The following is a 24,094-nucleotide window of genomic DNA, read 5'->3' on the forward strand; positions in this document are numbered from 1 at the left end:
CTTCGGCCGTGCCGCAAGGTGCGGACCCTTTCGTGACGTGCTAGATCGCGCACGGGCGAGTGTTGCCCTGGGCCTTGTCTCCGTCCGGGAAGGGATTCGTGCTGCGCGGCTTGTTCGTCGACCGCCATTTCTACAGCTATGACGGCACCGGACGCGGTCGCTGGAAGGTTTTCACGCGGGCGGCGCAGATCCGCCTGGCACTGGCAGTGCTGCTGTTGACCATGCTCGTGGCGGTGCTGGGCGGCACCTTCGCCTACGGCTGGCTGCAGTCCCATGCCATGCCGGCCCCGGCCCTTGCCAATGTCCCGGTGGTGCGTGCGCCTGAGCCCCCACCCGTCGCCGTGGACGAGATCCAGGCCCTGCGCACGGCGCTCGACGAGACCCGCCAGAAGCGGGCGGAACTGGCCGCCGAGCTGGAGGGCCTGAAGCGGCGTCCGGTCCAGGCAGGACCGACCCAGGCCGCCTATGATGAACTCCGCGCCAGCTTCGACCGGCTGCAGGCGAGCCACGACGAGGCGGTCCGCCGGGCCGAGGCGGCGGAACAGGCGGCGGCGAGGGCGGCCGAGGCGGCCGAGCTTGCCAGGAGGGAAGCGGCCGCCCGGGGGCAGATCGACGAGGCGACCATCCCCGACCGGATCCGGGCGCTGGAACTGGAGCTGGAAATGGCCAGGACGGCAGCCCTGCCCGACGACGCGACCGCCCTTGAGCAGGACCCGCGTTATGGCGAGGATCCTGTCGACCATGCCTTCACGCCGCAGGAAGAAGAACTGGCCCTGCGCGTCCGGGAGCTGGAGGCGACCGTGGCGGAACTCGAAGCCGAGCGGACTGTCCTGGAGCAGCGGCTGGCGGAAGCCGGCCAGCCAGTCGATCTGCCTGCGCAAGGCGATGCACAACCGTCCGGCGACGAACCCGCCGGGCCAACGGACGAATGACGGAGATGGCGACGTTTCATGCAGATCGATGACCTCGACACACCCTCCGTCCTGGTCGATCTCGACCGGGTCGAAGCCAACCTGAAGCGCTGGCAGGACTATTGCGATCGGCACGGCATCGCCAACCGGCCGCACATCAAGACCCACAAGCTGGTCGAGTTCGCGCGGCTGCAGGTGGCGCTGGGTGCCCACGGCATCGCCTGCCAGAAGCTCGGCGAGGCCGAGGTGATGGCCGATGCCGGCATCGACGACATCCTGATCCCCTTCAACCTGCTGGGCCGCCCCAAGCTCGAGCGTGCCGTGGCACTGGCAAAGCGGATCCGCCTGATCCTCGTCGCCGACCATGCCGAGGTGGCCGACCCGATCGGCAAGGCCTTTGCCGAGGCCGGCATGGACGTCGAGATGCTGGTCGAATGCGACACCGGTGCGAAGCGCAACGGGACGCAGTCGATCGAGGAGACGGTGGCGCTGGCAAGGCACATTGCCGCTACGCCCGGCCTGCGCTTTGCCGGGCTCCTGACCTATCCGCCGCCTGGCGGGCAGCCGAACGTGGCGGCCTACTTTGCGGAGACGGTCGAGCGGTTGAAGGCGCATGGCATCGAGGCGCCGATCCTGTCGTCCGGCGGCAGTCCGGACATGTGGACGGCGCACACCCAGGGATGGGTCACCGAGCACCGCTCGGGCACCTACATCTATGGCGATCGCATGCAGATCCGGGCCGGGTGCATCGCGCTGGAGGATTGTGCGCTGCATGTGCTGGCCACCGTCGTGTCGCGTCCCACCGCCGATCGCGCCATCCTGGATACCGGGTCGAAGGCGCTGACCTCGGATCTGGCCGGCCTGAACGGCTATGGCCGGATCGCCGAGTATCCGGACGCCGTGATCCAGGGCCTGTCCGAGGAGCATGGCCATGTCGACCTGAGCGCCGTGCAGGGGCCGCGACCGAGGATCGGCGAGCGTGTGCGCATCCTGCCGAACCATGCATGCCCGGTGAGCAACCTTTACGACCACGTCGCATTGTGCAGGGGAAGCAACGTGGAAACCCTGGCGAAGGTAGCGGCGCGCGGTAGATTGACCTGAGATTTTCTGCAAGCTTGCCGTCCTGGGTGAATCGATCAGGACGGCGAGATGGGTGTCGAGCGTGAGCTGAAGCTTGAGGGCGATCCGGCGGATCTGCGCAGGCTGCTCCAGGAGCCTATGATCGCCGCGGGCATGCAGGGGAAGCCCAAGCACAAGCAGCTGGTCACGACCTACTACGACACCGAGGACTGCTGGCTCAGGGAGGCCTGCGGCATCAGCCTGCGCGTGCGCCGGGACGGGCGGCGCTGGCTGCAGACCGTGAAACGTGAGCGCCGCTCGGAGGGCGTGCTGTTCGCGCGCGACGAGTGGGAGATGCCGATCGCATCAGAGCTTCCGGACCCGGCCCTGCTGACCGACCCGGAACTCGCCGACGTCGTTTCGGCCATCACGGCTCGCGGCGTCGTCCCAATCGTCCGCTCCGAGATCCGCCGCGACGTCGCGGACCTGCGCTGGACCGACGAACACGGCCGTACCGGCGTGGTCAACCTGGCACTGGACGAGGGGACGATCCATGCCGGGGGCCGCCAGGCCGCCGTGGGCGAGCTGGAGCTCGAACTGGTCGAGGGCGACCCGGCATGCCTGTTCTCCCTGGCCCTGCGCTGCGCCGACCTGGTCCCGGTCCGCTTCGGCACGCTCGCCAAGTGGGAGCGCGGCTTCCGTCTCCATGCCGGCCTGCCGCCCCGGCCCGAGAAGGCCGAGCGCCCGGTCATCACCCCGGACTCCAACATCGAGGAGGTGATGATCGCCTCCATCGCGGCGGCGATGCGTCAATGGCTCGGCAACGAGGCGGCGGTTCAGCACGGCGGTGACCCGGAAGGCGTCCACCAGATGCGGGTGGCCCTTCGGCGCCTGCGCTCGCTGCTGACCCTGTTCAAGGACCTCATCCCGGAGGCCCAGCGGCGCTCGCTGTCGGCGGAGCTGCGGGAGATCGTGCAGGCGCTGGGTGCTGCCCGTGACCTGGACGTGTTCGAGACCGAGCTGCTGCGCCCCGTGGCCGAGGCCAGGCCTCAGGACCCGGCGCCGGCAGCCCTGCGCAGCCTCGTGGAACAGGCCCGTGTGGCCGCCTATGCCAAGGCGCATGCCAAGGTTGGCGAACGCTCCTATGCGCGCGCCGTCCTGCGCCTGTCCGCCTGGCTCGACATGCGCGGCTGGCGCACGGGCTTTGATTCATCCAGCGCCGACCAGCTGGCGATGCCTGCGGCCGAAGCCGCAGCTTCGATCCTGGAAAAGGCGCTGCGCAAGGTCCTGCGGCAGGGGCGTGGGTTTGCCGAGCTGTCCCCGCCCGAGCGCCATGAGGTGCGGATCGCGCTGAAAAAGCTCCGCTACGGCGCGGATGCGTTCGCCGGCCTGTTCGACGAGGACCGGGTGAAGCCCTATCTGCGCCGCCTCTCGCGCCTGCAGGACCACATGGGCCGCTTCAACGACGCGGCGGTGGCCGGTGCCACGGCCGACAGCCTGTTGAGCGACCCAGGCCTTCGGGCGGCCGACCCGGCACTGGCCGCGCGCGGGGGCGGCCTGGTGGTGGGCTGGCATGGCCATGCGGCCTTGGCCGACGAGCCGGAGCTCGTCGCCGCCTGGCGGGCGTTCAAGAATGCCGAGCCCTTTTGGAGGAGCGAGGAGTGATCCGGATCCTGGTGGGCAACGGCAAGGGTGGCGTCGGCAAGTCCACGATCGCGACCACGCTCGCAGCGGCCCTGGCCGCACGTGGCCGCCGCACGGCCCTGGCCGATGCCGACCGCCAGCGCTCCAGCCTGGCCTGGCTCGCCGCCAGGCCCGCCGGCCACCCCGCAATCCGTGCGCTCGACTGGTCGAAGCGTCTGGACCAGGTGCCGCCGGAGATCGAGCGGCTGGTGGTGGACGCCCCCGCCAACCTGGACGGCGACGAGATCGAGGACCTGCTGGACATGGCCGACAAGGTCGTGGTCCCCATGCAGCCCTCTCTGTTCGACCAGGGTGGGACCGAGCGGTTCCTGGGCAAGCTCGCCAGGCAGAAATCGGTGCGCAAGGGCCGCAAGGAGGTCGTGCTGTTGCTCAACAGGCTGCGCCCGCGCACCCGTGCGGCGGCGCGACTGGAAGCCTATGTGCGTGGGCTGGAGCTGCCGGTCGTGGCGCGCATCGCCGATCGTGCCGTGTTCGAGGAACTGGCCTCCGGCGGCCTATCCATCTTCGACGTTGCCGGCGCCCGCCACGAGGCGGCGCGGGCGGAGTGGGTGGATCTGGTCGAGCGGCTAGACACGCCGCGCTGAGCTGCGCCGCTCGACCACGGCCCGAACCAGCCCGCCCAGGGCCGAACGCACGCTGCCCTGGTCGATCTGCGCGAACTGCCGGACCAGGTCGAGCGCGGCTCGCTCCGCCTGGATGGCGGCATCGGGCGTCCGGTCCGCCCAGGCGTCCCGGGTGATCCGCCCGCCGGGAGGCGGGTGGGTATCGCTGGTCCCGCACAGCCAGTCGATGTCGGTGCGCAGGCGCTCGGCGATCAGGATGAGCCTGGCAGCACTCACCCGGTTGGCGCCCCGCTCGAACTTCTGGATCTGCTGGTAGGACACGCCGATGACTTGGCCGACCTGCTCCTGGGTCAGGCCCAGTTCGACCCGCCGGCGGCGCATGCGCTCGCCGATTTTCCGCTCGATGAGCTGTTCACGTTCCATGATCGGCCCTAAGCGCTGCAGGTCGCCGTGGCTGGCTTGCGCGCCAAGGCTCCGCTAAGCTGGCTCCGCCACGCTTGATCATAACCTTTGGTGGAACGGGCTACAAGGAATGCGAGGGATCGACGTCAGTGACGTCAGGTGGAAGAACCCGCTGCGGCGCGGCTTGAGGGCGGCGGCGGTGATGCTGTTCTTTTCGCTTTCCGCGTGCGGCGGCAACTCTGCCGACCAGGTCGACCTGACTCCGGACAAGCCGGCCGAGCAGCTCTACGCCGAAGCGCAGGAGTTCTCGCAGAACGGCCAGTGGCTGCAGGCCGCCGCCGCCTATGAGGAAGTCGAGCGCCAGCACCCCTACTCGGAGCTGGCCAAGCGTGCCCAGGTGGAAGCCGCCTATGCCTATTACGAGGGCGATTCGTACGAGGAAGCCGTGGGTGCGGCCGAGCGCTTCATCGACCTTCATCCGGGCGACGAGGCCACGCCCTATGCCTACTACCTGATCGGGCTTTGCTACTACGAGCAGATCAGCGATGTCGGCCGCGACCAGGACATGACCGAGCGCGCCCTGCAGTCCTTCGACGAGATGGTGCGCCGCTATCCCGAGAGCGACTACGCGCGCGATGCAAGGCTCAAGCTGGACCTGATCCAGGACCATCTGGCCGGCAAGGAAATGGAGATCGGGCGCTACTACGAGACCCGCAAGCAGTATGTCGGCGCGATCAACCGCTTCCGCAACGTGGTCGAGAACTACCAGACGACCTCGCACGTGCCGGAAGCATTGTTCCGCCTGACCGAGACCTATCTGGCGCTGGGCGTGCGCAAGGAAGCACAGTCGGCCGCGGCCGTGCTTGGCTACAACTATCCGGGCTCTATCTGGTACGAGCGGTCCTATGCGCTGCTGGAGGACCAGAACCTGCAACCCGCGGAGGACAGCGGCTCGTGGCTGTCGAACCTGTTCTGACCTCGCACCCTTCATGCTCCAGAGCCTGAACGTCCGCGACCTCCTGCTCCTGGACCGGCTGGACCTGGAGTTCGGGGAGGGACTGACCACGCTGACCGGCGAGACCGGTGCCGGCAAGTCGATCCTGCTGGACTGCCTGGGCTTGGCCACCGGGGCCCGGGCCGAGCGCGGCCAGGTCCGCATCGGCACCACCCAGGGCTCCGTCACCGCCCTGTTCACCCTGCCGCCCGACCATCCGGCGCGCCCGTTCCTGGCAGAGCAGGGCATCGCCTGCGGCGAGGAGATCTCCTTGCGCCGCGTGGTGTTCGCCGATGGTCGCTCGCGCGGGTTCATCGAGGACGAGCCGGTCGCGATCGGCACATTGGAGCGGGTGGGCCGCGACCTCGCGGAGGTCCATGGCCAGTTCGAGCAGCGTGGTCTCGCCGACCCCACCCGCCACCGCGCCCTGCTCGACGCGTTCGGCGGCCATGAGGCGGAGGCCGAGGCCGTCCGCCGGGCTTGGCAGGCCTGGCGCGACATGCGCACGCGACTGGATGAGCGCAAGCGGGCGGCCGACCAGGCGGCCGCGGACGAGGAACGCCTGCGTGCGCACCTGGCCGAGCTCGAAAAGTTCGGCGCGGTGCCGGGCGAGGAAGAGGAGCTGGCCAAGGAGCGCCAGCGCCTGCAGACCCGCGACCGCCAGATCGCCCTGTTCGACGAGGCTGCCAAGGGCCTGGCCGATGCCGCCGAGCGGCTGGCCAACACCCAGCGCAAGCTGGACCGCTCCGGCGTCGACGATCCGAGCCTGGAGCAGATCGTGGACGGGCTGGAACGCGCCTCGTCGGAACTGGCCGACGTGGAGCGCGCCACTGCGGAGCGTCTGCGCGAGCTGATCCACGCCGAAGGCCGTCTGGACGAGGTCGAGGAACGCCTGTTCGCCTTGCGCGCCCTTGCCCGCAAGCACCGCGTCTCTGCCGACCAGCTGGAAGGCCTGCAGGACGAGTTCGTGGCTGCCCTGGCCCAGATCGAGACCGGCGCTGCCGACATCGTCCGCCTGGAAGCCGAAACCAAGGCGTTGCACGAGCGCTTCCTTGACACGGTGAAGGCTCTGTCGGCTGCCCGTGAGCGCGCCGCGCAGACGCTGGGTGCCGCCGTTGCTGCCGAGCTGGCGCCGCTCAAGCTTGAGCGTGCCACCCTCCGTGTGACCCTGACCCCGCTGGAGCCGGAAGCCTACGGCCAGGAGGGTGCCGAGCGGGTCGCCTTCGAGGTTCGCACCAATCCCGGCCAGCCCTTCGGCCCGATCGGCAAGATCGCGTCCGGCGGCGAGCTAGCCCGCTTCATGCTGGCCCTCAAGGTCGTCCTGGCCCGCCTGCAGCCGGTCGGCACGCTCGTGTTCGACGAAATCGACGCCGGCACCGGTGGAGCGACGGCAGACGCGATCGGCGAGCGGCTGGCGCGCCTGGCCGCCGACCGCCAGGTCCTGGTCGTCACCCACGCGCCCCAGGTCGCCGCCCGCGCCCAGAGCCATCTGCGGGTGGTGAAGGTGCAGGAAGAGGACCGTACCCGGGTCACGGTGGAGCGGCTGGAAGGGGAGGAGCGTCGCGACGAGGTCGCCCGCATGCTGGCCGGCGCCCAGATCACCGCCGCGGCCCGTGCTGCCGCCGACAGCCTTCTCCAGGATGCGGTAGGCTAGATGAAGGAACTCCCGGTCGACGAACTGGACGAGGATGCTGCGCGCACCGAGCTGGAGCGCCTGGCCCTGCGCATCGCTGACGCCGACCGGCGCTACTACCAGGAAGACAAGCCCGACCTGACCGATGCGCAGTACGACGAGCTGCGCCGCCGCAACAACGCCATCGAGCAGCGATTCCCGCATCTGGTGCGGCCGGACAGCCCAAACCACCGGGTCGGCGCCCCGCCCGTCTCCGCCTTCGGCAAGGTGGTCCATGCCGTGCCGATGCTCTCGCTCGACAATGCGATGACGGCGGAGGACATCCACGAGTTCGTGGCCAGGGTGAACCGCTATCTGCGCCGACCCGAGGACGCTGCCAACGACTATGTGGCCGAGCCCAAGATCGACGGCCTGTCCTGCTCGCTGCGCTACGAGGACGGCATCCTGGTCCGCGGCGCCACCCGCGGCGACGGTACGACCGGCGAGGACGTGACCAACAACGTCCGCACCATCAAGGACGTGCCCACCCGCCTGCATGGCGAGGCCCCGTCGGTGATCGAGGTGCGCGGCGAGGTCTACATGGAGCGCTCCGCCTTCCTGCGCATCAACGAGGAGCAGGAAGAGGCCGGCCAGGAGCGTTTCGCCAATCCGCGCAATGCCGCTGCCGGCTCGCTTCGCCAGCTTGACAGCCGGATCACCGCCAGGCGCCCCTTGCGCTTCTTCGCCTATGGCTGGGGCGAGGCGGACCCGCCGATCCGCAGCGGCCGCTATGCCGACTTCCTCCAGCGCCTGCGCGACTGGGGCTTCGTCGTGAACCCGCTGACCAGGCTCTGCCACACCGCGGATGAGCTGGTGGAGCATCAGGCCGAGATCGGTCGGCAGCGGGCGGAGCTGGGCTACGAGATCGACGGCGTGGTCGACAAGGTCGATGACATCGCGCTGCAGGAAAGGCTGGGCTTCGTCGGCCGCGCCCCGCGCTGGGCGATCGCGCACAAGTTCCCGGCCGAGCAGGCCCGCACGAAGGTGAACGACATCACCATCCAGGTCGGCCGCACCGGTGCCTTGACCCCGGTCGCCGAGCTGGAGCCGGTGATCGTCGGCGGTGTCACCGTCGCGCGGGCGACCCTGCACAACGAGGACTTCATCAGGTCCAAGGACATCCGGATCGGCGACACGGTCCTGATCCAGCGCGCTGGCGACGTGATCCCCCAGGTCGTGGAGGTGATCCAGGCCGAGCGGCCGCAAGGTACCAGCGAGTATGTTTTTCCCGACACCTGCCCCGTCTGCGGCAGTCATGCCGTGCGGCTGGAAGGCGAGGCGGTCCGGCGCTGCACGGGTGGCCTGATCTGCCGGGCGCAGGTCGCCGGCAGGCTGCAGCTCATGGTCGGCCGCGATGCCTTCGACATCGAGGGCCTGGGCAAGAAGCAGGTGCCGCAGCTGATCGAGGCGGGCCTGCTTCACGAGCCGGCCGACCTGTTCCTGCTTTCCCGCGACGAAGAGCGCCTGAACCGCCTGCGCACCCTGGAAGGCTGGGGCAAGCGCAAGGTCGAGAACCTGGTGGCCTCGATCGAGGCGCACCGCACGGTCCCGCTGGCCCGCTTCATCCTGGCGCTCGGCATCCGTTTCACGGGCGAGGTCAATGCCAGGCTACTTGCCCGCGCCTATGGCAGCTATGACCGGTGGCGCGAGGGGATGCTGAAGCTGGGGGCAGGCGACCCCGAGGAACTGGCGCGGCTCGACGATGTCGATCGGATCGGCAGCGCGCTGATCGATGCCTTGCGCGCCTTTTTCGGCGAGCCGCACAACGTCGAGGCAGTCGACCGTCTGGCGGCCCAGCTGACCATCCAGGACGCGGTTGCCCCGGACGTGGCGACGAACAGCCCGCTGGCAGCCAAGTCGATCGTCTTTACCGGCACGCTCGAAACCATGAGCCGCTCGGAGGCCAAAGCACGGGCCGAGCGCTTCGGCGCGAAGGTCGGCTCTTCCGTCTCGAAGAATACGGACTATCTGGTGGTAGGCTCGGACGCTGGTTCCAAGGCTGCCAAGGCGCAAGCGCTGGGCGTGCAGACCATGACCGAGCAGGAGTTCCTCGAACTGACGGACCGCCGATGACCCGTATCGTGACGCTCGTCCTGGGCTACAGCTTCCTGGTCCTGGGCGTGCTCGGCCTGGTTCTGCCGTTCCTGCAAGGCTTCCTGTTCATCTTCATCGGACTGATCCTGCTCAGCAAGCACGCTTCCTGGGCCAACCGCTCACTCGGCTATATCCGCGGGCGCTGGCCGGCCATGGGCCGGATGATCGAGCAGGCCGAGGGCATGGCCGAACGCTGGATCGACAAGTGCACGAACGGCGTCCGATGGCTGGTCGGGCGGGCTTGAGAAAGGGGCCGGCAGGTTCCGTCAGGCGCCGTAAAGCTCGATCGGGGCGTCGTAGCCCTTGAGCCGGTAGACATGGACGGGGCTGTCCTCGAACTCTGATGCCGCACGGTCGTGCACGGATCGGGTGACCAGGATCTGCCCGGCCTCCGCGACCGATTGGGTCCGCGACGCGGTGTTCACGACGGTCCCGATGGCCGTCAGGTCGCGGTGCGAGCGGCCAAACTCGCCAAAGCTGAGCTCGCCCGTATCGATCCCGATACCGACTCCGAAATCGCTGGCGCCCAGGCCGAACGTCCGGACGAGTTCGTCGCGCTTGTCACGACAGCGCCGCTGGATCTCGCGGGCAGCGAGCACAGCCTGCCTGACATGATCGGGCTGCCGGATCGGGAAGTTGAAGACTGCCATGATGGCGTCTCCCAGGGTCTTGTTCAGGAGCCCATCATGATCCCAGATCGCCTCCGCGCACTCGTCATAGAACGTGTCGAGCAGGCCTGAGACGGCGTCGGGCGACTGCGACCGGGAAAGGTTGGTGTAGCCTCTCAGGTCGATGAACATGACGGTCGCGTCGATCGTGATCTTGCGTGCCTTCATCAGTGTCTTGAACATCAGCTCGCAGGCGGTGCACGTGTTCGGGTTCATCCGGCTCGGGCGGATGCCGAACAGGCGGAATGGCACCGAGAGGACGCCGTACAATGGCACCGGCACGCGCAGCTGCTGCCAGCATCCTTGCAGCTCTTTGCCCTTGGCATCGTCTTGGGACCTGCGTGTCACTGGCCAGTATTCGGCCAGGAGAGAGACTATCGATTCAGCCTGTTCCCAAAGGACGATCGTATCAAGCAGGCTTTCGCTGGCAGGCTGGTTGTTGATGCCCCGAAGCGAACCTGGTGAGCCGCCGGCCGCCATGACTGCTTGCGACCGGGATGTTCGCTCTTGGACCGTGCATGCGTATACCTGCACCCGTTCAAGGAACGGGGCTGGCGAACCGGGCTGAGCGGAAGCCCCTTCAGCATTAGGATCATAAGCCTACATCGTGCTATCCTGAAGTCCAGTCTTACACTCGGGCGAAGGACAGGAGCATGCAGCCGCACGATCATCGTTTTTGCACGAACGAACCCGACGGACGCAGGACCCGGGCCGTCGTCAAGAATGCACGAACGAACCCGAGCCGGCTTTGTCGTCGCCGGTCCGGGCCCTCATGCATCTACACGAACGAACCCGAGGATCAGATCGGAGCGCAGGCCCGCTGCAGCCATGCCAGCGTTCGCTCGTCGACCAGCGGCCCGACCTCGGCCAGGACCCGGGCATGGTAGGCATCCAGCCAGGCTCGCTCGTCCGCGCTCAGCATGGCTGCGACGATCATGGTCCGGTCGATCGGCACCAGGGTCAGCGTACCGAAGCGCAGCAGCTTGCGCTCGCCGCCCGGCGGGGTCGGCGCCTCCTGGACCACGAGCAGGTTTTCGGTCCGGATGCCGTGACTGCCCGGCACGTACTGGCCGGGCTCGTTCGACAGGATCATGCCGGGCTGGAGCTTGACGAGGCTCTGTCCCTTGGCGATGCGGGCCGGCCCTTCGTGCACGCACAGATAGCTGCCGACCCCGTGCCCGGTGCCATGGTCGAAGTCGAACCCCTGACGCCAGAGCGGCGCCCTGGCCAGCGTGTCGAGCTGAGCACCGCTGGTACCTTCGGGAAACACGGCCTGGGAAAGGGCGATCATGCCCTGCAGGACGAGCGTGAACTGTACCCGCACATACGCCGGCACCTGGCCCAGCCCGATGGTGCGGGTGATGTCGGTGGTGCCGTCCAGGTACTGGCCACCGCTGTCGATCAGGTAGACGCTGCCCGTCTCCAGCCGCCGGTTGGTGTCGATGCTGGTGCGATAGTGCGGCTGGGCAGCGTTCGGCCCGTGCGCGCTGATCGAATCGAAGCTGAGGCCACGGAACAACGCGTCCTCGGCGCGCAGGCTGGCGAGCTTGGTGGCCGCCTCGATCTCATCGGTGCCGGCCGGTACCGCTTCCTCCGTCAGCCAGCAAAGAAAGTGCGACATCGCCGCCCCGTCCCGCCGCTGCGCCGCATAGGCGCCTGCTACCTCCACGTGGTTCTTCATGGCACGGGCCAGCGGGATCGGGTCCTCCCCGTCGATCACCGTGCCACCCGCCCTGGCGAACCGGTCGGCGAAACCGACCGCCGAATAGGCAGGATCGACGAGCAGCCGCAGCCGACGTCCGCCCAGTTCGTCGAGGGCCGGCTCGAACGCCTCGTAATCCTCGACCGTGACGCGGTTGCCGAGGTCGAGTCCGGCGAGCTTGGTACGATCGGTGAACAGCCGGACATGACCATCGGTCCCCAGCAGGGCGAAGCCGAGCGGGAGCGGGTTGAACGGCACGTCGGCGCCGCGCACGTTCAAGAGCCAGGCGATCGATTCCGGCGCTGTGATCAGCAACTGGTCTGCCCCGGCCTTGGCCAAGGCAACGCCCATGCGCTCGGTCTTCGCCGCCGCCTCTTCCCCGGCATATTCCTTCGGATGGGAGTGCACTGGTTCCGCCGGCCGGGCCGGGCGGTCGTGCCAGATCAGGTCGATCGGGTTGCGGTCCAGCGCGACCAGGGTCGCGCCTGCGGCTGTCAGCTTCTTCGCCATCGCCTCCCGCTCGGGCTTGCGAACCAGGCGGGGGTCATAGCCGATCCTGGCGCCCTGACGGACATGCTCGGCGAGCCAGGCGGATGGCGGTGTCAGCGTGCTGTTGGCCCGCTGGAACAGGGCAGGATCCAGTTCCCGTTCCAGCTGCACGGTATAGCGTCCATCACTCATCACAGCCGCCATGTCCGGCAGCACCAACACCACGCCGGCCGAGCCTGTGAAGCCTGTGAGCCACGCCACGCGCTCGGCATGCGGCGGCAGGTATTCGGAGCCGTGTTCGTCCGTGCGGGGCATCCAGAACCCGTCGACTTCCATCTTCGCGAGCTCCGCGCGCAGTGCTGCCAGCCGTTCGGCAATGTTCATCGACGGTTCCCATTTGAGACGACACGGCACCTGCATAGCGGCTGGAGGCCATGCCGGGCGAGGGGCCTCGTGCCGTACCGCCGCTCATTCCTGCCGGTGCCGAAGCTCGTAATGGCGGGAGCGGTCGTCGAAATGCTGGAGGACCGCCCGGGCGGCCGCCGGGACATAGGCTGCCTCGCCGTTGCCGTGCGTGAACCGGTCCAGCGCCGCCTGGTCCGCGAACCACATGATCGTCATGAACTCGACCTCTTCCCCGTCCGGTCGCCGCAGGAGGTCGATCCTCGTCAGGCCTTGCCCGGTCCGCGCCGCGATCGCGGGAAAGACCTCGCGCCGGAGCAGGTTTTCATAGGCATCCGCCTTCGCAGGCGAGGTCCAGCCATGCCAGGTACGGGCCAGCATCCGAAATCTCCCTTGCCTATGTCCCCAGACAAGGAATGTCACACGGAGCCAAGGCATGTCCTTGCTCTTTATGCCCGGTCTTCATCATTTTGGGCAACGATGTTGTGCAGAACCCCCGAGGAGAGGCAGACAATGCCGGAGATTGACATGATGGACCTGCGCATTCTGGCGCTGCTCCAGAAGGATGGGCGGATCAGCAATGTCGATCTGGCAGACCAGGTCGCCTTGTCCCCATCACCTTGCCTTCGAAGGGTGAAGCGGCTGGAGAACGAGGGCGTCGTGCTCGGCTACCGCGCCATCCTCGCCCGCGAAGCCGTCGGGCTCGGGCTCACCGTCTTTGCCGCCATCAAGGTCGCCCGCCATTCCCGCGAAGCCGCAGCCGCCTTGCAGGAGGCGCTGGCAGCCCTGCCGGAAGTAGTGAGCTGCCACATGGTCTCCGGCGAGGCCGACTTCCTCGCCGAGATCGTCGTGCCGGACCTGGTTGCCTACGAGCGCCTGCTGACGGATCGTCTCCTGACGCTGCCGATGATCAGCGACATCCGCTCGAACTTCTCCTTGCGGCGCGTGAAGTCCGAGGCGCCGCTGCCGATCCGGGCCGCTGCGTCCCTCGGCCCACAAACAAAACCGGCCGGGGAGGACCCCGGCCAGCTTCGTGATCAGCAATAACGAAAGCTCACTTCAAGGGAGCCATCACCATGACCATCTGGCGGCCTTCCAGGCGCGGCATCTGCTCGACCTTGCCGAGGTCGAGCACTTCGTCGCGGACCTTGGTGAGCACGTCCATGCCCAGATGCTGGTGTGCCATCTCGCGGCCGCGGAAGCGCATGGTCACCTTGACCTTGTCGCCCTCGGTCAGGAATTCCCGCACCTTGCGCATCTTGATGCTGTAGTCGTTGTCATCGATGCCGGGCCGGAGCTTGATCTCCTTGACCTCGATGACCTTCTGCTTCTTGCGCGCCTCGGCGGCCTTCTTCTGCGCCTCGTACTTGAACTTGCCGTAGTCGAGGATCTTGCAGACCGGAGGCCGCGCGGTGGGCGACACTTCTACCAGATCGAGACCGGCTTCTTCTGCACGGGCAAGTGCCTCGCGCAACGACACGACGCCGACCATCTCCCCGTCCTCGCCGACCAGGCGAACCTCACGGGCTTCGATGTGGTAGTTGATCGCGTACTCTTCCCGAGCGTTGCTCATCCGGTTCTTGCAGCTCCGTAGTTCATGACCCTATCCTCCGATCATCCCGCATTTGTTGTGCGCGCGATGTCCGGCGGCATCGACTCTCGCTGGCACAACGCCACCGCTTCGTCAAGCGGAAGGGTGGCTTGTGCCTGCGAGCCCAGGCGACGCAGACTGACGCTGCGCCCCTCCGCCTCCTTGGCACCGACCGCGATGATCCACGGCACCTTGCGCAATGAGTGCTGGCGGATCTTGTAGCCGATCTTCTCGGCTCCCTTGTCCACCTCGACATCGATCCCGGCCGCGCGGAACGCGGCCCCCACCTCGTCGGCATAGCCATCCGCCTCGTTCGTGATCGTCGCGACCACGACCTGCAGCGGGGCCAGCCACATCGGCAGCTTGCCGGCATGCTCCTCAATCAGGATGCCGAGGAAGCGCTCCATCGAGCCCAGGATGGCCCGATGCAGCATGACCGGCCGGTGCTTCTGCCCGTCCTTCCCAATATAGGAAGCGTCCAGTCGTTCCGGAAGGATGAAGTCCACCTGAAGCGTCCCGCACTGCCAGTCACGGCCGATGGCGTCACGCAGCACGAATTCTAGCTTCGGCCCATAGAAGGCGCCTTCGCCAGGGTTGGGCGTCGATTCCAGCCCGGCCGCATCGACCGCCTCCTGCAGCGCCTGCTCGGCCCGGTCCCAAACCTCGTCGGAGCCGGCCCGCAGCGGCGGCCGGTCGCTGAACTTCACCTTGACGTCGGTAAAGCCGAAATCAGCATAGATCGAGCTCAGCAGCTCCAGGAAGGTCTGCGTCTCCACGTTGATCTGGGATGGCTCGCAGAAGATGTGCGCATCGTCCTGCGTGAAGGCCCGCACCCGCATGATGCCGTGCAGCGCACCCGATGGCTCGTTGCGGTGGCAGGCGCCGAACTCGGCCATGCGCAGCGGCAGGTCGCGGTAGCTGTGCTGCTGCTGGCGGAAGATCTGCACGTGGCCCGGGCAGTTCATCGGCTTGAGCGCCAGGACCCGGTCCTCGTTCTCGACCGTGAACATGTTCTTGCCGAACTTGTCCCAATGGCCGGACGCCTCCCACAGCACCCGGTCGATCAGCTGCGGCGTCCGTACCTCACGATAGTTGGCCGCCTCCAGCCGCCGGCGCATGTAGTTCTCGACCGTGCGCCACAGCTTCCAGCCCAGCGGGTGCCAGAAGACCGAGCCCACTGCCTCTTCCTGGATATGGAAGAGATCCATCTCCCGGCTGAGCCGGCGATGGTCGCGCTTCTCCGCCTCCTCCAGCTGGTGCAGATGGGCATCCAGCGCCTCCTTCGTCGGAAAGGCGACGCCGTAGATCCGCTGCAGCTGCGGGTTCTTGGCATCGCCGCGCCAGTAGGCACCGGCGACCTTGGTCAGCTTGAACGCGCCGATCCGCCCCGTGGACGGCCCATGCGGGCCTCGGCACAGGTCGAACCAGTCACCCTGCCCATAAAGCGTCACCGGCTGGTCGGCGGGAATAGCGTCGAGCAGCTCCAGCTTGAACTTCTCGCCCAACGCCGTGAACCGCGCGCGCGCCTCCTCTCGGCTCACTTCCTCCCGCGTGAACTTGCGGTCAGCCTTGGCGATCTCGCCCATCCGCTTCTCGATCGCGGCCAGATCGTCCGTCGTAAACGGCTGCTCGCGATGAAAGTCGTAATAGAAGCCGTTCTCGATCGAAGGTCCGATCGTCACCTGCGTGCCGGGAAACAGGCTCTGCACCGCTTCCGCCATGACATGCGCCGTGTCGTGGCGCAGCAAGGCGGCCGCCTCTGGATCCTCGGCCGTGATGATCCGGATCTTCGCGTCGCGGTCGATCCGGCGGGACAGGTCGCGCAGTTCGCCATCGACCTCGATGGCCAGGGCCTTCTTGCCAAGGCTCTTGGCAATTCCCGTCGCCACCTCGAAGCCGGTCGGCGGCGTCTCGAAAGTGCGCGTCGCTCCGTCCGGCAGGGTCACCGCAACCCCGTGGTGCTCCGCATGCATCTTCGAATCCGCCATCATGCTCATGAGTTCGACCTTGTCTTCCGCTCCGGCAACTCGTTGCCATCCATCCCGGGCTGCGGCCAGCAGTCTGGGCGCAACGGGATGGAGACATGCTTATATGGCTGTCAAGCCGTCACCGCGCGAGGTAAGGCCGCCAGAACTTCATCGATTCCCAGGGCCGAGAGCGGCTCGCGCTGTAGCCAGGGCTCGTCGGGCCAGCCTGGCGCGCTCCTCGCTGGGGTGGAAGCGCCGGAGAAGAGGGTGAGGACGGGGCAGGGCGCTGCAGCCACCAGATGCATGGGTCCAGTGTCGTTGCCGACAGCGAAGGCGGCCCGGCGAGCCAGGGACGCGATCTGCCCAAAGCTGGTCCTGCCGCCGAGATCCAAGGCATCGGGACACTCCTCCTTGATGGCCTTCAGCGCGTCCGCCTCGGCTGCCGTACCGATCAGCACCGGCCGGATGCCGCAGGCGACCAGATAGACCGCCAGTTGGGCATAGTGGGTCGCCGGCCAGCGCTTGTCGGGCCGGTGCGGCGCGCATCCTGGTACGAGCAGGGCGAATGGTCCGGCCGGAGCCAGGCCCGTGACATCGCCCTGGAGGAAATCCACCCGCGGCGGCGGTACGTCGACGATGCCCATCTGGGCCAATTGCCCCTTCAGACGGGGCACCGTGTGGATAAGCTCCCGTTCCGGCTGCAGATCCGGATCCGAGCAACCCTTGGCAATCCCCGACCAGCGCGGCTTGGGCTTGGGCCACAAGGAAAAGTACAGCGAGGTCCGGCGCGAGGTCTGCAGGTCATAGACCACCGCAAAGCGCTTGGCGGCCAGGCGGCGGATCAGGCCGAACAACCGGATCGGCGTCCACAAGCTCGGCCGGTCGTCGACGATGATGTCGGCGAACCACCCGGTCGACTGGAGCAGCTTTGCGTAAGGCGCGGTCGTGAGCAGGGTCATTCGATCATCCGGATGGTGCCGGACGATCGCCTGCATGGCCCCTGTCGCAAGCACCACGTCACCGAGGGCGCCATGCTTGATGACCAGGATGTCCGCCATCAGCGCGTCTCTTCCAGAACCTCGCCGTAGACGTCGAGCGTCTGGCGGCACATCCGCTCTGCGGTGAAGTGGTCCACCACCCAGGCGCGTGCCCGCTGAGCCAGCCGATCGCGCACCTCCGGCGACATCGACAAGGCAAGATCGAGAGCTTCGGCAAGGCCAGCCGGATCGTCGGGCTGCACCAGCCAGCCGGTCGCCGCGACCATCAGAGTCTCGCCCAGACCGCCGACATCAGTGACGACGACAGGCCTGCCCATCGCCTGCGCTTCCACGGACACGCGCCCGAATGCCTCCGGCCCAATCGAAGGCACGGCCACCACATCTGATAGCGCCACGGCTGCCGGCATGTCGTGGCAAGGCCCGGTGAACCGGACACGGTTCTTCAGGCCAGATCCCTCGACCCGCTCGTGAAGTTCCCGGGAGTAGGAGCTTCCGGGCGTGTCAGGGCCAATGAAGGCGACGAGGAAGTCGTCGCGGCAAAGGCGCTGCACTGCGTCCAGGAGCAGGAGATGGCCCTTGATACGGGTGATGCGGCCGGGAAGGCTTACCACCTTCATGCCCGACTCGATCCCGAACTGCTGCCGCAGGGCCTCCACGCGCGCAGCCGACACCTTCTCCGGATCGAACTGCTCGGTGTCTACACCCCGGTAGACCGTCCGCAGCCGCTCAGGCGGGACCTGGTAGATCCGCCGCACATGCTCGGCCACATAGTCGGAGATCGCGATCACCCGTCGGCCAGCTGCCATCACCGAGTTGTAGCGGCGCTTGGGCCGGCTTTCATGGCCACCATAGACGGCGTGGAAGGTTGTAACGAAGGGAACCCGGGTCCGCTCGGCCGCCCAACGGGCACTCCAGGCCGGTGCACGGGAACGGGCGTGGACCAGCTGGACGTCATGGCTGCGGATCAGCGACGCCAGGCGGCCAACATTCCGCATGATGCCAAGCGGGTTCTTGGTCGACAGCGGCAGGGTCACATGGATGCCGCCGGCTTCCTCGAGCTCCTCGACCAAGCTGCCGCCCTCGCTCGCAACGACAGCGCGGTGCCCTTCGCGGACCAGAAACTTGGCAAGGTCTACGGTCCCGCGCTCGACACCACCTTTGTCCAGGGCAGGCACGACCTGCAGCAACGTCGCCATGGATCGTCCGGCTGTTAAATGAAGAAACAAAGGGAGGCGCTTCGACCGCCTCCGTCGGCGCTGCTACCCTGACAGCGCACCAGGACGAAGCGGAGCATGAACCAGACATGATGATTTCCGACGCACTGACGCGCGATGACGACACCCGTATCCGCTTCTGCCGCACCCCCGGTAGCGGCGTGGAGGTCATGTTCCTGTCAGGCTTCCGGTCCGACATGGAAGGCAGCAAGGCTGTCGCCATGGAAGCTCATGTCACCCGCCAGGGCCGGACCTATACCCGGTTCGACTATCGCGGCCATGGCAGTTCCGACGGCCGGTTCGAGGAACTCTGCCTGTCCGACTGGCTGGACGACACGTTGCTCGTGATCGACCAGCTCGTGACCGGCCGGGCCGTGCTGATTGGCTCCAGCATGGGTGGCTGGCTGATGCTCCTGGCCGCCCTGGCACGGCCGGAGAAAGTGGCGGGGCTGGTCGGCATTGCGGCTGCCCCGGACTTCACGGAAGACCTCATCCGGCCTTCCCTGACGCATGAGCAGAAGAGCGCCCTGGAGCAGAACGGTGCCTTCTTCGAGCCGTCTCCTTACGGCGACCCGTTGCCGATCACTGAGTGGCTGCTGGCCGATGGCGAGCGCCACCTCCTGATGCGGCAGCCCATCCCGTTCGCCGGTCCGGTCCACCTGCTCCAGGGGCAGGAGGACCCGGACGTGCCCTGGATGACCGCCATCAACCTGGCGGCCAATCTCACCAGCCCGAGCGTGACCGTCGAACTCGTCAAGGACGGCGACCATCGCCTGTCCCGCCCCGAGGACCTGCGCCGGATCGCGGCAGCCTGCGACAGGATCCTCGCTCAGGTTGAGGGGCGGCCGTTCCTTTGAGCGGTCTCGACCGGCAACAGCGCTGCCAGTCCCTCTCGAAAGGTCGGATATGCCAGCCGCACGTCGAGCTCTTCCTTGATCCTCGTGTTCCGGACCCGCCGGTTGTCAGCGTAAAAGGTGCGCGCCATCGGCGACAGTTCCGCTGTCGCGTAGTCCAGGGCCGGGGGCGGCTCCACGCCAAGAAGTGCCGCCGCAAAAGCGACGACGTTCTGCGGCGGGGACGGCTCGTCGTCGCAGACATTGTAGATCGCGCCGGGCCGGGGACGTGCGATCGACGCCTCCAGCGTCGTCGCAATGTCGTCGACGTGGATGCGCGAGAAGACCTGACCCGGCTTCACGATCCGCCGAGCATTGCCGTCCAGCACGTCGCGCAACTGGTTGCGGCCAGGCCCGTAGATGCCTGCCAGCCGGAACAGGTGCACGGGCAGTCCACTTGCGAGCCAGGTCTGTTCGGCCTCCGACCGCCGCCATGCGCGATCAACGGACGGGATGAGGACGGTATCCTCGTCCACCCACGCGCCTTGGCGGTCGCCATACACGGCAGTGGTGCCGAGCCACCCGAGCCATACCAGTCCTTCGACGGCGCGCAGATCGCCCAGATGGTGATCCGCCACCGGGTCGCCATCCGTGTCGGGGATGATGGAATGCAGGATGTGGGTAACCCCCTGGAGGGCGAGCCTGGCATCCGTGAGCGGTCGGCCGCGGCGAAACAAGTGCATGTTCCAGCCTTGTTCGGCCAGGGCTGCTGCCTTGCCGGGGTCACGCGTGGTGCCTGCGATGGACCAGCCTCGCGCGGCAAGACGATGGGCCAGGAACGTTGCCGTGTATCCCAGGCCGAAGCAGAACAGCCGCCCGCTCAAGCCATCTCCTCCGTCCACTCGCACAGCACCTCCGGATCGATCTCGATCGCCAGCCTAGCCTCGCGCGCCTTGTCCACCGTTGCCGCATCGCCGAGCCGCCGCAATGTCCAGATCGCGGTGCCACGCACTACGGGTGCCTGATCCGCGAGGCGGTCGAGCACGACATCGAGCAGGCTCGGGTCGCCGCTATTGCCGATGGCGATGAGTACGTTGCGGACGAACCGATCGCGGCCGATCCGCTTGATCGGCGAGCCCGAGAACAGCGTCCGGAAGGACGGTTCATCCAACTGCGCGAGGTCGCGGAGCTTGGGCGACTTCAGGTCGGCCCGTGCCTGCAGCCGTGCTTCGCGTGCGACCTGGGCGAACCGGTTCCAGGGACAGGCCGCCAAACAGTCGTCGCAGCCGTAGATGCGGTTGCCCATCCGGGCGCGAAGGTCGCGCCGGATCGGCCCGGCATGCTCGATGGTCAGGTAACTGATGCAGCGGCGCGCATCCAACTGATACGGACGAGGGAAGGCATCGGTAGGACAGGCATCAAGGCAGCGCCGGCACGTCCCGCAGTGATCGATATCCGGCTCGTCCGCCGGCAGATCCAGCGTGGTGAAGATCTCGCCCAGGAACAGCCAGGAACCGAACGAACGGCTCACCAGATTGGTATGCTTGCCCTGCCAACCCAACCCGGCCTGCTGGGCCAGCGGCTTCTCCAGGATCGGTGCCGTGTCGACGAATACCTTCACCTCGACGCCGTAGCGGTGCGCCATCCACTGGCCGATCCGTTTCAGGGCTCCCTTGAACACGTCGTGATAGTCGCGGTGGCGGGCATAGACGGAGATGGTGCCAGTGTCTGGCTCGGTCAGCGTAGCTCGCGGATCGCTATCCGGGCCATAGTTCAGGCCGCAGACCAGGATCGTTCGGGCTTCTGGCCAGATGGCTTTGGGGCTTCGTCGCCGGTCTGCCTTGTCGGCGAGCCAAGCCATGCTCCCGTGGCTCCCTGTGGCGATGGCCTCATCGAAGCGCGCTGCATGCACGCCGGGCAGTTCTGCCGCAGTGAACCGTACAATTGACAGACCCTCCGCAACCGCCCGGGCGGCGATCTCCGCACGCGCGGCCGAGCCGTTTAGAAGTCCAGGTCGTCGTAGTGCAGCGGCGGGCGCATGGCCGGCAGCCGGTCGGCGAGGATCGGCCGGAAGCTCGGCCGCGACTTCATCTTCCCGTACCATTCCTTGGCCAGTGGAAAATTGTGCCAGGGCACATCGCCCAGATAGTCCAGGACCGACAAATGTGCCGCCGCAGCCATGTCCGCCAGGGTGAGATCGTCGCCAGCCAGCCAGCGGCGCTCGGAAAACAGCTCGCTGAGGTAAGCGAGATGCGCCTTCAGGTTCGCCGAGCCGGCCCGCATATTGTCGGAGTTGGGCGTACCGACTCGTTTCAATCGCTTGATCAGCTTCTCCCGCCAGAGAAGATCGGTAACCTCGTGGGCGAACTTGTCGTCGAACCAGGCAACCAGCCGGCGCGTTTCATTGCGCCGCTCCAGCGTGTTGCCGAGGAAGTTCTGCTCCGGCCTCGATTCTTCCAGGAAGTCCGCGATCGTCCGGCTGTCGCACACGACCAGGTCGTCATCCTGAAGGACCGGCACTTCCAGAGCCGGGTTGAGCTCCGCCAGCATGTCGACTTGCTTCCAGGGCTCGATCTCGACTTGCTCAAACCGGAGATTTTTTTCGCGGAGCAGGATCCTGATCTTGCGAGAATAGGGACAAAGCGGGAAATGATGCAGTCGAAGCATTCGCCAAGCCGAGTGGTGCGAGGCGCCAGGGATCAAGCCTCACCGACAGCTATGGACTAACGCCTAGCATCCTCCACCATCAAGCCGCTTCACGCTGATCAGCCAGCTTTGCCGGCATCGGCCCGCCGGTAGCCCAGTCGAGCAACTCGACCGTATGGACGATCGGGATCCTGGTGCCGCTGCCGATCTGCGTCATGCAGCCGATGTTGCCGGTGGCCACCATGGCCGGTGCCAGCCGCTCGAGGTTGCTGACCTTGCGCTCCTTCAGCCGGTCGGCGAGTTCCGGCTGCAGCAGGTTGTAGGTCCCGGCCGAGCCACAGCAGATATGGCTCTCCGCCGGTTCGACGACCTCGTAGCCGGCCGCCCGAAGCAGCTTCTGCGGCAGCGACTTGATCTTCTGGCCATGCTGCATCGAGCAAGCCGAATGATAGGCGACGCGCTGGCCGGTCACGATCTCCGGCTCTGGCAGGCCAAGCCGGTCGACCAGTTCGGTTACGTCGAGCGCCATGGCCGCGATCTTTTGTGCCCGCTCCACCATCTCCGGCTCGTGCTGGAACAGATGGCCGTAGTCCTTGACGGTGGTGCCGCAGCCGGACGCGTTGATCACGACTGCATCGAGGCCCTGGCCCTCCACTTCCCTGATCCAGGCGCCGATGGTCCGTCTCGCCGCTGCCTTGCCCTCGTCGTCCTTGCCCATGTGCAGGGTCAAGGCGCCGCAACAGACCGCATCCTTCGCGAGCACTACCTCGCAGCCCAGCCTGGTCAGGAGCCGAATCGTCGCTTCGTTGATCGACGGATCGAGGACCCGCTGCGCACAGCCCTGCAGCAAGGCCACCCGCATCCGCTTCTGACCGCGCGCCGGCACGACGCCAGGTCGGTCCATGGCAGAGGGACCATGCAGGTTGCGCGGCGCCATCTTCAGCATTGTCTGCAGGCGCTTGGGCATCATCCTGCCGAACGGCCGGCCGAGCGTGGCGCCCAGAAGCGCCAGCCGGAACAGGTCGGGTCGCGGCAGCACCTTGGCCAGCATCCAGCGCTGCCAGCGGTCGGCCGGCGGACGCTCATAGGTCTTCTCGATATGCGACCGGGCATGGTCGACGAGATGCATGTAGTCGACGCCGGACGGGCAGGTCGTCGTGCAGGACAGGCAGGAGAGGCACCGGTCGATATGGCGGGTGACCCGCTCGTCGGCCTTGCGGTCGTTCTCCAGCATGTCCTTGATCAGGTAGATCCGGCCACGCGGCGAATCGAGCTCGTCGCCGAGAAGGACATAGGTCGGGCAGGTGGCCGTGCAGAACCCGCAATGGACGCAGGTACGGAGGATCTTCTCCGCTTCCTGGGTCTTCGGGTCGGCCAACTGCGCCAGGCTGAAGTTGGTTTGCACGTGCTGAAGCTTTCCTCAGGCGACCGGCGCCATGCGGCCCGGCTCCAGGATGTTCTCGGGGTCGAAGGCCTGCTTTACCCGTTTGGCCAGGGCTGCCAGGGCGGGAGGCTGCGGCTGGAAGACGGCAATGTCGCGGCGGGCTTCATCTGGTGCCCGTACCAACGTGGCGTGCCCACCATCCGCGACGAGCGCACGAACCCGGTCCGTCCAGGTTTCGTCCATGGTTGCCCAGACCTGTCCTCCGACCTGGTCCAGGAACAGGTCGGCGCCAAGTTCCATCAGGCGGCGCGCGACCGGAAGCCCCGCGGTGGGTGCCACCGAAAGCCGCCATAGTACCCGGCGGGGCGGAAGCACGGCGAGGTCACGGATGGCCCGCCACAAAGCCAGGCTCTCCTCCCCGACCACTACATGCGGCACGTCTGCGGCAATCTCGCGGATGAGCGACGTCATCCGGTCGTGCACCGAAGGTCCCACACCCTCGATCCGCATCAGGGCGGCGGCACTGCCCGCACCCTGGAGCGCAGGTACACCACAGCCGGCCAAAGCCGCTGGTGGCAGCAATGCCGCGCCGGAGACTTCATAGGCCGTGCCGGCCGCCCGCCGAAGCCTCGCGGCCAGATCGTCCAGGTCGTCGCTCAGCAGGGCGAGGGTCGTCGTCCGTTCTGGCGCTGGCAGCACCTTGAACGTCACGTGACCCATGACGGCAAGAGTGCCGAACGAGCCGGCCAGCAGCTTGCAGAGGTCATAGCCGGTCACGTTCTTCACGACGCGGCCGCCGGC

At 67.1% G+C, this 24,094-nt stretch carries 22 protein-coding genes and 1 pseudogene; 10 read left to right on the forward strand and 13 right to left on the reverse strand.

Going from position 1 to position 24,094, the window contains the following annotated elements:
• The first annotated feature begins 98 nt into the window (after positions 1 to 98).
• Genes VHL31_RS12190 through VHL31_RS12205 form a run of 4 tightly spaced genes read left to right on the forward strand, consistent with a single transcriptional unit; the run spans position 99 to position 4,258 of the window.
• On the forward strand, positions 99 to 932 hold the full coding sequence (locus tag VHL31_RS12190; RefSeq protein ID WP_329661484.1) for a hypothetical protein: 834 nt from the start codon (positions 99 to 101) through the stop codon (positions 930 to 932).
• Positions 933 to 950: 18 nt separating this feature from the next.
• Positions 951 to 2,012 (forward strand): D-TA family PLP-dependent enzyme, encoded by a 1,062-nt coding sequence (locus tag VHL31_RS12195; RefSeq protein WP_329661485.1) that lies wholly within the window; start codon positions 951 to 953, stop codon positions 2,010 to 2,012.
• A gap of 48 nt (positions 2,013 to 2,060) precedes the next feature.
• Complete coding sequence (locus tag VHL31_RS12200) at positions 2,061 to 3,635, forward strand: CYTH and CHAD domain-containing protein (protein ID WP_329661486.1); 1,575 nt, start codon at positions 2,061 to 2,063, stop codon at positions 3,633 to 3,635.
• Positions 3,632 to 4,258, forward strand: a complete 627-nt coding sequence (locus VHL31_RS12205; protein ID WP_329661487.1) for a division plane positioning ATPase MipZ — start codon at positions 3,632 to 3,634, stop codon at positions 4,256 to 4,258. Before VHL31_RS12200 ends, VHL31_RS12205 begins: the two co-directional genes overlap by 4 nt.
• Here VHL31_RS12205 and VHL31_RS12210 read toward each other — a convergent pair.
• Positions 4,241 to 4,660 carry a helix-turn-helix transcriptional regulator gene (locus VHL31_RS12210; RefSeq protein ID WP_329661488.1) on the reverse strand — a complete coding sequence of 140 codons (420 nt, stop codon included), beginning with the start codon at positions 4,658 to 4,660 and terminating at the stop codon, positions 4,241 to 4,243. The two genes, VHL31_RS12205 and VHL31_RS12210, sit on opposite strands and share 18 nt — an antisense overlap.
• A gap of 109 nt (positions 4,661 to 4,769) precedes the next feature.
• Between VHL31_RS12210 and VHL31_RS12215 the strand changes: the two genes are divergently transcribed.
• The 4 genes from VHL31_RS12215 to VHL31_RS12230 are packed head-to-tail and all read left to right on the forward strand — an operon-like array spanning position 4,770 to position 9,644.
• Positions 4,770 to 5,615, forward strand: coding sequence for an outer membrane protein assembly factor BamD (locus tag VHL31_RS12215; protein ID WP_329661489.1), 846 nt, complete (start codon positions 4,770 to 4,772; stop codon positions 5,613 to 5,615).
• Positions 5,616 to 5,628: 13 nt separating this feature from the next.
• Positions 5,629 to 7,287 carry a DNA repair protein RecN gene (gene recN, locus VHL31_RS12220; protein ID WP_329661490.1) on the forward strand — a complete coding sequence of 553 codons (1,659 nt, stop codon included), beginning with the start codon at positions 5,629 to 5,631 and terminating at the stop codon, positions 7,285 to 7,287.
• Positions 7,288 to 9,378 (forward strand): NAD-dependent DNA ligase LigA, encoded by a 2,091-nt coding sequence (gene ligA, locus VHL31_RS12225; RefSeq protein WP_329661491.1) that lies wholly within the window; start codon positions 7,288 to 7,290, stop codon positions 9,376 to 9,378.
• Positions 9,375 to 9,644, forward strand: coding sequence for a PGPGW domain-containing protein (locus VHL31_RS12230; protein WP_329661492.1), 270 nt, complete (start codon positions 9,375 to 9,377; stop codon positions 9,642 to 9,644). Before ligA ends, VHL31_RS12230 begins: the two co-directional genes overlap by 4 nt.
• Before the next feature lie 21 nt (positions 9,645 to 9,665).
• Here the strand turns inward: VHL31_RS12230 and VHL31_RS12235 are convergent, their stop codons facing one another.
• From VHL31_RS12235 to VHL31_RS12245, 3 genes are all read right to left on the reverse strand, one after another.
• Entirely contained in the window at positions 9,666 to 10,355 is a 690-nt protein-coding gene (locus VHL31_RS12235) for an adenylate/guanylate cyclase domain-containing protein (RefSeq protein ID WP_349262421.1), read from the reverse strand.
• Between the two features lie 511 nt (positions 10,356 to 10,866).
• A complete protein-coding gene (locus VHL31_RS12240) occupies positions 10,867 to 12,642 on the reverse strand; it encodes an aminopeptidase P family protein (RefSeq protein ID WP_329661494.1) in 1,776 nt (591 codons plus the stop codon).
• Between the two features lie 84 nt (positions 12,643 to 12,726).
• Entirely contained in the window at positions 12,727 to 13,041 is a 315-nt protein-coding gene (locus VHL31_RS12245; protein ID WP_329661495.1) for a hypothetical protein, read from the reverse strand.
• 132 nt (positions 13,042 to 13,173) lie between these two features.
• Between VHL31_RS12245 and VHL31_RS12250 the strand changes: the two genes are divergently transcribed.
• Positions 13,174 to 13,707 (forward strand): Lrp/AsnC family transcriptional regulator, encoded by a 534-nt coding sequence (locus tag VHL31_RS12250; protein ID WP_329661496.1) that lies wholly within the window; start codon positions 13,174 to 13,176, stop codon positions 13,705 to 13,707.
• Between the two features lie 7 nt (positions 13,708 to 13,714).
• On the opposite strand, the gene infC is transcribed toward VHL31_RS12250, so the two are convergent.
• From infC to VHL31_RS12270, 4 genes are all read right to left on the reverse strand, one after another.
• Positions 13,715 to 14,233: a translation initiation factor IF-3 gene (gene infC, locus VHL31_RS12255; RefSeq protein ID WP_329661497.1), complete on the reverse strand. Its 519-nt coding sequence runs from the start codon at positions 14,231 to 14,233 to the stop codon at positions 13,715 to 13,717.
• Between the two features lie 41 nt (positions 14,234 to 14,274).
• Positions 14,275 to 16,239 carry a threonine--tRNA ligase gene (gene thrS / locus VHL31_RS12260; RefSeq protein ID WP_349262422.1) on the reverse strand — a complete coding sequence of 655 codons (1,965 nt, stop codon included), beginning with the start codon at positions 16,237 to 16,239 and terminating at the stop codon, positions 14,275 to 14,277.
• 110 nt (positions 16,240 to 16,349) lie between these two features.
• The gene (locus tag VHL31_RS12265; RefSeq protein WP_329661499.1) at positions 16,350 to 17,276 is read right to left on the reverse strand and encodes a glycosyltransferase family 9 protein; all 927 of its coding nucleotides are present in this window, start codon (positions 17,274 to 17,276) and stop codon (positions 16,350 to 16,352) included.
• The gene (locus VHL31_RS12270; RefSeq protein ID WP_329661500.1) at positions 17,276 to 18,412 is read right to left on the reverse strand and encodes a glycosyltransferase family 4 protein; all 1,137 of its coding nucleotides are present in this window, start codon (positions 18,410 to 18,412) and stop codon (positions 17,276 to 17,278) included. Before VHL31_RS12270 ends, VHL31_RS12265 begins: the two co-directional genes overlap by 1 nt.
• 107 nt (positions 18,413 to 18,519) lie before the next feature.
• Here VHL31_RS12270 and VHL31_RS12275 point away from each other — a divergent pair, with 107 nt between their 5' ends.
• Positions 18,520 to 19,287 carry an alpha/beta hydrolase gene (locus VHL31_RS12275; RefSeq protein ID WP_329661501.1) on the forward strand — a complete coding sequence of 256 codons (768 nt, stop codon included), beginning with the start codon at positions 18,520 to 18,522 and terminating at the stop codon, positions 19,285 to 19,287.
• Here VHL31_RS12275 and VHL31_RS12280 read toward each other — a convergent pair.
• From VHL31_RS12280 to VHL31_RS12300, 5 genes and pseudogenes are all read right to left on the reverse strand, one after another.
• The gene (locus tag VHL31_RS12280) at positions 19,260 to 20,147 is read right to left on the reverse strand and encodes an SDR family oxidoreductase (RefSeq protein WP_329661502.1); all 888 of its coding nucleotides are present in this window, start codon (positions 20,145 to 20,147) and stop codon (positions 19,260 to 19,262) included. The two genes, VHL31_RS12275 and VHL31_RS12280, sit on opposite strands and share 28 nt — an antisense overlap.
• Complete coding sequence (queG, locus tag VHL31_RS12285; protein ID WP_329661503.1) at positions 20,144 to 21,367, reverse strand: tRNA epoxyqueuosine(34) reductase QueG; 1,224 nt, start codon at positions 21,365 to 21,367, stop codon at positions 20,144 to 20,146. The genes VHL31_RS12280 and queG overlap by 4 nt, the downstream gene beginning before the upstream one ends.
• Positions 21,265 to 21,930: a glutathione S-transferase family protein gene (locus tag VHL31_RS12290; RefSeq protein ID WP_329661504.1), complete on the reverse strand. Its 666-nt coding sequence runs from the start codon at positions 21,928 to 21,930 to the stop codon at positions 21,265 to 21,267. The genes queG and VHL31_RS12290 overlap by 103 nt, the downstream gene beginning before the upstream one ends.
• A gap of 79 nt (positions 21,931 to 22,009) precedes the next feature.
• Entirely contained in the window at positions 22,010 to 23,314 is a 1,305-nt protein-coding gene (gene glcF, locus VHL31_RS12295; protein ID WP_329661505.1) for a glycolate oxidase subunit GlcF, read from the reverse strand.
• A gap of 15 nt (positions 23,315 to 23,329) precedes the next feature.
• A pseudogene (locus VHL31_RS12300) lies at positions 23,330 to 24,094 on the reverse strand (2-hydroxy-acid oxidase); the annotation flags it as partial.

Source organism: Geminicoccus sp. (genome assembly GCF_036263595.1).
Classification (GTDB): Bacteria; Pseudomonadota; Alphaproteobacteria; order Geminicoccales; family Geminicoccaceae; genus Geminicoccus.